Source organism: Sporosarcina koreensis, from assembly GCF_001531445.1.
Taxonomy (GTDB): Bacteria; Bacillota; Bacilli; order Bacillales_A; family Planococcaceae; genus Sporosarcina; species Sporosarcina koreensis_C.
Genome location: NZ_LQYA01000109.1, coordinates 83389 through 93231, shown reverse-complemented (window position 1 = coordinate 93231; position 9843 = coordinate 83389). Strand labels below are relative to the sequence as shown.

Annotated in this window: 10 protein-coding genes and 1 pseudogene; 1 reads left to right on the top strand and 10 read right to left on the bottom strand. The window is 46.7% G+C overall.

Annotated features, from left to right (window positions below; translation table 11 throughout):
* Positions 1 to 392: TOBE domain-containing protein (locus AWV70_RS24595; RefSeq protein WP_235588657.1), on the top strand; the 392-nt coding region annotated here is incomplete at its 5' end.
* Positions 393 to 585: 193 nt separating this feature from the next.
* Here the strand turns inward: AWV70_RS24595 and AWV70_RS12870 are convergent.
* The 10 genes and pseudogenes from AWV70_RS12870 to AWV70_RS24590 form a co-directional block, all read right to left on the bottom strand.
* The gene (locus AWV70_RS12870) at positions 586 to 1479 is read right to left on the bottom strand and encodes an ROK family protein (protein WP_060207703.1); all 894 of its coding nucleotides are present in this window, start codon (positions 1477 to 1479) and stop codon (positions 586 to 588) included.
* A 17-nt stretch (positions 1480 to 1496) separates the two neighbouring features.
* Positions 1497 to 2510, bottom strand: coding sequence for an SIS domain-containing protein (locus AWV70_RS12865; protein WP_153009985.1), 1014 nt, complete (start codon positions 2508 to 2510; stop codon positions 1497 to 1499).
* A 16-nt stretch (positions 2511 to 2526) separates the two neighbouring features.
* A complete protein-coding gene (pfkB, locus tag AWV70_RS12860; protein ID WP_060207700.1) occupies positions 2527 to 3456 on the bottom strand; it encodes a 1-phosphofructokinase in 930 nt (309 codons plus the stop codon).
* Positions 3453 to 4295 carry a class II fructose-bisphosphate aldolase gene (locus AWV70_RS12855; protein ID WP_060207697.1) on the bottom strand — a complete coding sequence of 281 codons (843 nt, stop codon included), beginning with the start codon at positions 4293 to 4295 and terminating at the stop codon, positions 3453 to 3455. The genes pfkB and AWV70_RS12855 overlap by 4 nt, the downstream gene beginning before the upstream one ends.
* Positions 4296 to 4370: 75 nt before the next feature.
* The gene (locus AWV70_RS12850) at positions 4371 to 5102 is read right to left on the bottom strand and encodes a GntR family transcriptional regulator (RefSeq protein WP_060207694.1); all 732 of its coding nucleotides are present in this window, start codon (positions 5100 to 5102) and stop codon (positions 4371 to 4373) included.
* Positions 5103 to 5212: 110 nt separating this feature from the next.
* A complete protein-coding gene (gene nagA, locus AWV70_RS12845; RefSeq protein ID WP_060207691.1) occupies positions 5213 to 6394 on the bottom strand; it encodes an N-acetylglucosamine-6-phosphate deacetylase in 1182 nt (393 codons plus the stop codon).
* A gap of 27 nt (positions 6395 to 6421) precedes the next feature.
* Positions 6422 to 7066, bottom strand: a complete 645-nt coding sequence (locus AWV70_RS12840; RefSeq protein ID WP_235588656.1) for a YesL family protein — start codon at positions 7064 to 7066, stop codon at positions 6422 to 6424.
* Between the two features lie 74 nt (positions 7067 to 7140).
* Positions 7141 to 8751: an extracellular solute-binding protein gene (locus AWV70_RS12835; RefSeq protein WP_060207685.1), complete on the bottom strand. Its 1611-nt coding sequence runs from the start codon at positions 8749 to 8751 to the stop codon at positions 7141 to 7143.
* Between the two features lie 16 nt (positions 8752 to 8767).
* Positions 8768 to 9646 (bottom strand): carbohydrate ABC transporter permease, encoded by an 879-nt coding sequence (locus tag AWV70_RS12830; RefSeq protein WP_060207682.1) that lies wholly within the window; start codon positions 9644 to 9646, stop codon positions 8768 to 8770.
* Between the two features lie 12 nt (positions 9647 to 9658).
* Positions 9659 to 9843: pseudogene (locus tag AWV70_RS24590) on the bottom strand (sugar ABC transporter permease); the annotation flags it as partial.

Sequence of the window (9843 nt, the reverse complement as noted above, 5' to 3'; positions counted from 1 at the left end):
GATCACCCGCCATGAATTTCTTCGAGGGGAAAGTTTCAGACGGGCAATTTGTAATTGGACAGGTCTCTTTGAAAATCCCTGACGATAAATTGTCGTTGCTAAAAGACCAAGGTTTGACTGATGAATCCGTCATTCTCGGTATTAGACCCGAACATATTTACGAGAAAGAAGAATTAATTGAACAGCTTTCCGGATCTACCATCGATGTAACAGTAGATGTTGCTGAACTGACGGGTGCTGAGCTCATGGTTTACTCCTTGTTGGGTGAGCAGCAGTTTGTCGCACGCCTTGGAGCAGATACTTCACTTAGCCCAGGACAGCATGTCAAACTGGCGATCGACATGGACCGCGCCCATTTCTTCCATAAAGAGACGGAAAGCCGGATCAGATGAAATAAACCCTCATTCCATTTTTAGGAATGAGGGTTTATGAGTGTAGACAAAAGGGTCGGAAATCACATCATTTCCAACTCTTTTGTCTTATTTTGTGTATTTGCGAATGAACATTAGACTGACGCGACGTTGATTTCCGTTCCGGGCGGAAATCAACATTTCTAGCTTTTATCGCTTTCAGAAAAAACTGCTTTCATTCATCATCGAGCACACCTCTCGAAAAGGCACCATATAATCCGGCGCCGCCTTTATGGATGCTTCCTTCGATGCGCTGTTCCTTGCCCTTCAACAGAGGATGCTGAAGATACGTTCCTAGCTTAGTGCGGACGGCTTCCACAAGGGCCGGATGGTGATTGAATACGCCTCCGCCTAGCACGATGCATGCGGGGTCCAGGAAAAGAAGAATATGATACATCTCCTTCGCCAGGGCCGTCACCGCTTCTTCCACAATCGAGACGACTCGGGCATTTCCCTCATAATACTCTACCATCATTCCCTTCAACGTCAGGCTCGGATCGCCAAAAACGGCACGCCCTTTCACTTCCAAACTTGGACCTGAAACGAACTCTTCCAAAGTGGTGCCTGGGCTTTCCGTCAAACTGAAGCCGATCTCGCCAGCCATTCCCGCACCGCGGATGAACCGCCCTTCACTGATCGTACAGCAAGAGATACCTGTGCTCAACGTCACATAGACGAACGTCTCCTGCGAGAATCCACGGGAGGCATACTCACCCCAAGCCGCCATATACACATCATTATCCACCACAATGCGTGCATCAGGAAATAAAGCCTTCAACCTTTCCGCTATTGGGAAATCGCGCCATGGCAAGTTGTTTTGATAAACCGCAACGCCCGCATCCGCATCTACGATTCCCGGAAGCCCGACAGCAAGACTTGCGACTTTGCCCATAGCAATGCCTGCCTGTGCACAAAGCGCCACCCATGATTCAATTAGCGAATGGAACAACTTTTCCCCATCTGCATTTTCGCTTTTAACCTCTTTGTTGCTGACCATTGTGCCATCATTTCTAAACAAGGCGGTTGCAAGCTTCGTTCCACCGATATCCGCTGCAAGTATATAGTTCATATGGACAGCCCTGCCTTTTACAACTTCACGACTTGCGTAAGATTGCGCGGGCGATCTGGGTCGTAGCCAAGGCGGATAGCACGTTGGTAAGCAAGGAGCTGCAATGTCGGCATATAGACAGCATGGCGGTTGCGATCGCTGATACCGTCTGTTAACCGAATAATTTCATCCGCTTCGAATCCTCGAACGACAGGTCCGATTATAAGTACATGGCCACCGAGACGCTGGATATCCTTCACTAGGTATTGATCATAGGAAGCCGTTTCGTTCTGCGCAAGCAGAATGACGACAGTCGAATCATCGACGATTGAAATCGGACCATGCCTGAACTCGAGGCTTGAATAGCTCTCGCATTCCGTTTGCGTCATTTCTTTTAATTTTAAAGTCGCTTCCTTCGCTAAACCATTGTACGAACCGGAACCGAGGAAGATGAAACGTTTTTTCGTCAAATCATCAGCTAGCGCCTTTGTTTGCTCTTCGGCTGTCAATGCAGTCTGGACATATTCAGGAACCTGTTTGAGTTCCTCAAGATCTTTTTGTGATCCCGCTACTTTTGCAGCGTACACTTGCAGTGCGAACAGCATATTCGTGAATGATTGCGTCATGACTACGCTTTTCTCGGAAATATGGTCAAGGGCGATGACTTGATCTGCCTTCTCAGCCATCGGCGTATCACCGTTGCACGTGACAGCAAGCGTACGGATATTATCATTCCCTTTTAAATGTTCAAGCGCAAAGATGATTTCCGATGTCGTTCCAGATCTCGAAATGCAAACAACTACATGCTTTTTCCCCGGCACAATCACTGTTGACGTATGAAGGAAAAGTTCGGACGCAGGGACAGCCGTGGCGAAGTTCCCTGTCACCGACTGATAATACTTAGATGCTGAAACGGCCAAATAAAAGGAAGTTCCGCATCCCGTGAAGATCATTTGATCGACTTCGTTTGTTTCGATTCCCATCTTTCCGACTAAATTGAACGTCTTTTGCAGTTGATCTGCCTGATTTATGATCTCATTATATGTGTGCATGATTTTTTACTCCTATTCAAATTTTATTTATCGTTATCTCTTTCATAAGCGCTTCGACCTGTTTTTGATCGACGAACCCGATTGCCTTATAGGTCGCATTGACCGAACCACAGGCGACCGCTCGTTTATAAGCAGTTTCAACATCTTCTCCAGTCGCACATCCGAACAGCAATCCGCCGACAAAGGCATCGCCGCTCCCGACCGTATTGACAACCGGTACATTCGGCGCATTGATCGCAAAAGAGCCCTTCCGGTTCATAATCAGAGCCCCTTCGCCGCCTAAGGTGAAACAAACATGTTCAATGCCGCTTTCCACGAATTGGTTCCCCACTTCAATGAGATCCGCCAGCGACATCGCTTTCTTCCCGATAATATCGGCAATTTCCTGTTCATTCGGCTTGATGGCATAAGGCTTCGCATTCAGCCCTTTTATCAGCGCTTCGCCACTCGTATCCAGGACGACTTTTGCCCCATTCTTATTCAGTATGGCAATCATTTCAGCATAAGCATCGGGCTTCAGCCCTTTCGGCAAACTGCCCGATAAGGCGAACCAACTTACGTCTTTTGATTTTCGATCAAGCCAATCAAGCATCGTTTGCCATTCACTTTCCGAAATGACAGGCCCGCCTTCAAGCAGTTCGGTCCCTTGTCCACTCGTCTTGTCAAGGACAGTCAGGCAAACACGGCTTTCACCTGCAATCGGGATGAGTTCGCTCGGTATAGAGCGCTCTTCCAAAAGTTGACGGATCCGCTCGCCGTTCATACCTCCGGCAAATCCGCCAACATCCACCGATCCCCCTAAGCAAGAAACAACTTTTGCCACATTCATCCCTTTGCCACCTGCGTCCCTGTTCACAGAAGACACCCGGTTCACGCTGCCTGCGGATAGTGAACCGACTTCATAGATTTGATCGATTGCAGCATTCAATGTAATGGAAGTGATCATCCTTGCAGCATACCAATCTTCTTTTCGACTAACTTGATGACAGCTTCCCTCGCAGGAAGGAAGTATTTACGGGGATCGTTCTCCGTAGGATGTTCCAAGAAAAATCTTCGAAGCTGTTCAGCGAATAGATCTTTCAATTCTGTCGAGAAATTCACTTTCGCAACACCGATGCCGATTGCCCTTTTCACACTTTCCTCCGAAACGCCGGAAGCGCCGTGCATGACGAGTGGAACATCCGTCGCTTCCCGAATTTCTTTCAGCAGATCGAATTGGAGGTCCGGCTCTTTCTTGTAGGCCCCATGCGCAGTTCCGAAAGCAGGCGCAAGCGAGTCAATTCCCGTTTCACGGACAAACCTGCCAGCCATTTCCGGATCTGTGAACATTGCAAGGCGTTCATCTACGATCAAGTCATCTTCCACGCCGCCGATCGTTCCGAGCTCCGCTTCGACTGGAATGCCAATTGGCGCCGCCGCTTCCACGACGCGCTTGACGATTTTCACATTGTCATCGAAAGGAAGCGTTGAACCGTCAATCATGACGGATGTATATCCGGCTCTCAGGCATTTCATCACTGTATCGAACGATTCGCCGTGATCGAGGTGCAGAGCGACAGGCACGGATGCTTGTTCAGCCGCCGCTTTCGCCATTGCCATCATATAAGGCATGCCTACATATTTATATGTACTGGATGTCGTTTGCAAAATGACGGGAGCGCCAACTGATTCCGCGCCAGCGATAATAGCTTTGATAATTTCCAAATTATGTGCGCCAAATGCTCCGATTGCGTATCGGTTGGCATATGCATCTTTTAACATCTCTTTTGTCGTTACTAATGTCATTGGATAGCCCTCTTTCTATTATTGGGTTGTTGGTACAAGCATAAACAGACACGGGCACAAAAGAATCTTCGTGCCCTAGACTAAATCCGTGTAAAATCTGCAGCGGTCTCCCCGCACGATGGAAATACAGAATTCTACAGGACGGTCATCTGTGTCGTATGCAGTCCTTTCAAGAAGCAAAGCCGGCTTTCCAACTTCGGTCTTCAAATGGATGCTTTCATCTTCCCTAATCAAAACCGGTTCAAATGCCTCTTTCGCCCGGATGATTGTCACGCCATACCGGGATGCCAGCAAGTCATAAAGGGATGTTGCCCCCACTTTGAATAAATCGGAATTGTCCAGGACGACCGATTTCGGCATGTAGGACGATTCCAAGATGATCGGCTCACCGTCTGCGCAGCGAATTCGCTTCATCCGAACGACTTTCTCATCGGGCGAAAGCTGAAGTCCCGCCCTTACTGCAGCGGAAGGAACGACATCCTTCACTTCCAAGACGATATCAGTCGGGTTGAATCCCTTTTCGCGCAACACCTGGCTGAAACTGTAGAACCCCCCTAATGATTGCTCGAATTTGGGGTGAGAGACAAATGTGCCTTTTCCTTGTATCCGATAAAGGGTCCCTTCCTGCACCATCTCTTCAATAGCCTTTTTGGCTGTATTCCGACTGACATTAAAGACGGTCATCAACTGGTTTTCCGAATCTATTTTGTCACCGGGCTTCCATTCACCCGATTTAATCCGGGCATCCAACCGCTGTTTCACTTGATAATATAATGGAATGATGCTTCCCTGATCTAAAGGTTTCATGCTGACTCATCCTTTTGTATAATTCTTATATTCCAATATATCATCGTTTTAGAAGGATTTACACAAATCAACTTGATTCTATATTTGAAAAAACAATTTAGGAACCTTCATTACTCACACCCGCCATCACGCAAGTAGGCGATAATTCCCTTGCAAATCGTCATACCCACTTCCCCGTCTTCATCTACTACGAAGACATCCGCGTCTTTCCCGACCGCTAGTGATCCTTTTCGATTGTCGACGCCAAGCCGCTTTGCCTGATTCAATGAAGTGATGCGGGCTTGCTCCCATAGCGTTAGCCCAAGCCACTCCGCCATATTCATTCTTGCTTTATTCATCGTTACGATACTGCCGGCAAGTGAGACGCCGTCTTGCAATGTGCATTTACCTTTCCTGACGACTACAGTGCTTCCACCCAAATCATATTCACCGTCAGGCATGCCTTTCGCCCGTATTCCGTCAGAAATGACAATCATCTTATCAATGCCTTTCATTTTCACTACCATTTTTAGCAGATCAGGATGAAAGTGCAAACCGTCCGGAATCAATTCGACATGGACATTTTCATCCAGAAGCGCTGCCCCGACGACACCTGGCTCGCGATGATGGAGTCCCTTCATTCCGTTAAAGAGATGGGTTGCATGTGTAACCCCCTCCCCGATTGCGTAGGTCGCTTCCTCATATGTCGCATCCGTATGTCCCATCGATCCGATAACACCGCGCTTCGTCAATTCTTGTAGAAACACATGGTCTTTATCCAATTCGGGTGCGAACGTAACGATTCGGATCAACCCCTTCGCCGCCTCCTGCCATTCATCGAATAACGTTATATCCGGAGAGTGGATATGACGTTCAGGTTGGGCACCCTTCTGGGCAGGGTTGATAAAAGGCCCTTCCAGGTGGATGCCAATCATTTCAGCCATCCCTGATTGATCCCCAGCCAACCTGTACGCAGCAATGGCGGAAACGGCTTCCTTTATACGGTTCGCAGGATTTGTCATCGTCGTCGCAAGGTAGCCAGTCGTCCCTTCTTTCACAAGCGTCTGCGATATCGTATCGAAAGCCGCCGGTACTGCATCCATGAAATCCGATCCGCCGGCGCCGTGCACATGGATGTCAATCATCCCCGGCATAACAACTCTCCCGGTACAATCAAATTGTCTATGACCCGCCGGACAATCCTCCATCATCCCATAAGAAACAATCTTATCTTCCACCATTAGTAGAAATCCATCCTCAATGACGCCATCTTCCAGGACAATTACTGCATTCGTTAAACATATGCTTTCCATATTGTTCTCCATCCTTTGTCAGGTGACTTATTTGCAGATTTCCTCACTCGGCAATGTGCCGTCCAATTCAGCTTTCAACCGGAACGTCTTCGATGACATCCACGTCAGGAACAGGACAGTCAAACTCACTCCGAAAAACGGCAACAATCCGGGTATCACGAGAAAAATCCGATATAAGACATATAATCCCATTATAGAGCCTGCCGCCTGGACAGGAAATGAAATGCTTAAAAGAACAGATGTCGAGAAATAGCGGGAAAACGGCAAATCGTAATGGGCAAACACTTGGAAGATATTCATCACAATAACTGCATACAAAATTAAAATCATGACCATCAATGTTAGCAATGCCAATCCTACAGTTCCTTCCATCGCTGTGACGATCCGGAAGTTGAGTACAAGGAAATAGCCGGTGACTAGTAGAACGATCCCGATTTTATTCGAAGGGATAAAATCCGTCTTATAGGATTTCCAATAACTTTTCGCCAGTAGTTTCAAATCATCTTCACCTTGCAGCCTCTTCCGTAATGTGGCAAACAACCCGACTGTTGCTGGCGTAATACCGATGAGCACAACGCCTAGAAGTGTCAGCCCAATCCACATGAACTGCAGGACAGCCAACATCGTTACGAATTCGACAAACCAATAAAGTTTTCCTTTCCATCCATTCATCAGCATGCCGTCACCCCTAGCAAATGGTAAAGCTCATACGAAGGCAAGCCTCCGTATAAGCTTCATAATCATTTTTATTTTTGCATCCGCTCGTATGCCCCTTGAGCAAGTTCGAGGTATTTAGGTAGACCCATTTTTTCCATTGTTTTTGTATAGTCATCCCACTTGCTGAAATCCTGCTTGCCCGTAATGAAGCCTGCCGTCATTTCATCGACATACGTCTGGATGTCCGTCATGATGGCGCTGACCTGTTCACTTTCTTCTACTGTATAATTCAGTCCCGGCAGGATGTCATCATCCTTGATACGATATGGTTTGACCTTTTCCGCATTCAATGTAGAATTTTCCTTCGACTCAGCACCTTGGAAGAACTGTTGCTTCACGATTCCAGGGTAGTACCCTCCTGGCCAAGTCAAATATTCACTAATCGCTTGGTCCATATTCAAGCCATCCGGATTATCCGTGATCGTATCCAAGTATTTGAAATTCCCATTTTCATCTTCTTCATACGTGACGCCTTCAAAGCCCATAAAGAACATTTTCGTTCCTTCATCTCCGTATAAGTAATCGATCCAACGGACCATCGCTTCCGGATTTTCGGCTTTATCTGTCAGGACAAACATCCCTAAATTTCCAAGTCCGTTTGAAACTGTGTTATATGATCGTTCCCCGCTCGGACCTTCAAGCACCGGCATGCCGACGTAGCCATCAAGTTTCAGCAGCTCGGCGGGATCGATGGAGCTCAGGACGCCAAATTGTCCTTTTGCCGATTCCGCTGTGAATTCTTGTGCAGATACTGTGAAGACGTCTTGGTTAATTAGGCCTTCCGAATAAAGCTTATTCAAATACATTAGCAATTCCTTATATTCCTCGGTGGCAGGTACGAAGCGGAATTCTTCGGTGCCTTCTTTAAAGTCCAGATTCAGGTTCATAGAGCCTTGCTTATTCAACCCGAAACTTCCCCGTAAAAAGTTGATGAACTGATTGATGCCGTAACCACCGCCCCAGCCTTGTTCATCCGCCTTGCCGTTGCCGTTCGGATCCTGTTCTTTGAACGCTTTTAGCACTTGATAAAGTTCTTCTGTCGTCTCAGGCTCCTTCAGTCCGAGTTTATCGAGCCATTCTTGTTTGATCCAAGGTGCGCCTGACCGTAAAGCCTCGAATTTTGGATCGTAAATGGTCGGGAACCCATAAATATTGCCATCCGCCATTGTGATCCCCTGCTCCACTGAAGGATATTCCTCCAAAATCTTTTTGAAATTCGGCGCATATTCATCGATATAATCATTCAATGGAAGGAAGATCCCTTGTTGACCGTATTTGAGCAAATCCGTCTTTGAAAATGCCGATGCAAAGTAAAGTTCCGGATAATCCCCGCTTGTCAATGACAAATTCCGTTTTTCGGCCAGCGCTTCAGTCTGAATTGTAGTCCAGTCAATCTCGATATTCGTCATCTTTTCATATTCATCCCACAGCATGAGATTGTTCCAGTCCTGGGAGGCAAAGAATTTTGCCGCAAAGCCATCGACTTGGATCTTTTCCTTTACGATCGGCATCCCTTCAGCATTGACATTTCCAACATTCTTGCCTTTTTCTGTAGTCCCCTCTGTTTTCGTACAAGCTCCCAAAATACTTGCAGCAAGCAATAAACTTGCCGCTATCCCCATATAACGCCTTTTCTTCAAAACATTCTCCCCCTTATCATCCTTTTAGTGAACCAATCATGACACCTTTTACGAAATATCGTTGCAAGAACGGGTACAGCATAAGCATCGGGAGGTTCGCGACGATCAATACCGCGTATTTTAAGCCCTCCACGCTCAGTTGTTGCGCCAAGAAACTTTCCGTTGTTGTCTGGATCATGTCATCCGTCTGCCCTTGTATCAAAATCTGTCTCAAGATGAGCTGCAGAGGGAACTTATCTTGGTCCTGCAAGTAAATTAATGCTTGGAAATACGAGTTCCAATGCCCTACCGAATAAAAGAGCACCATCACCGCAATGACTGGAAATGAAAGCGGCAGTACAATGTTCCAAAGTATTCGGAAATTCCCGCAGCCGTCAATCATCGCCGACTCTTCAAGCTCATGTGGTATGGATTGGAAAAACGTTCTCATGATGATGATATTCCATACAGCAACCGCGTTCGGAATGATCATGACCCAAAATGTATTCAACATCCCTAGATCCTTGATGAGTAAATATGTGGGGATGAGTCCACCGCTAAAGAATATCGTGAAGACGATGAACGCCATGATGAGGCCCCGACCTTTCAAATCTCTGCGTGAAAGCGGATAAGCCGCTAAAATAGTCATGACAACGTTCAAAGCTGTTCCGAAAACTGTATATTTGACCGTGTTGATAAAACCATTCATGATATCCTGATTTTTAAACACCTTTTCATATGCATCAAGCGTGAACTCCTTCGGCCATAGCCACACCTCACCGGAAATAACATATTGCGGATTGCTTACCGACGCACTAACGACGAAAACTAATGGGTAAATGACAAGCAATGCAACAATGGTGAGAAATACATAATTGAAAATAATGAACGTACGGTCCGTTTTAGATTCTTTCAATTGTTTCACTCCTTACCATAGACTTGTCTCATTTACTTTTTTCGCAATCTGGTTCACCATGATGAGCATGATGAAATTGATGATTGAGTTGAACAACCCTACCGCAGCCGAAAAGCTATATTGCGCTTCCAAAATCCCGCTCCTATAGACGAACGTCGAAATGACATCCGATGTCGACATATTCAACGAGTTCTGCA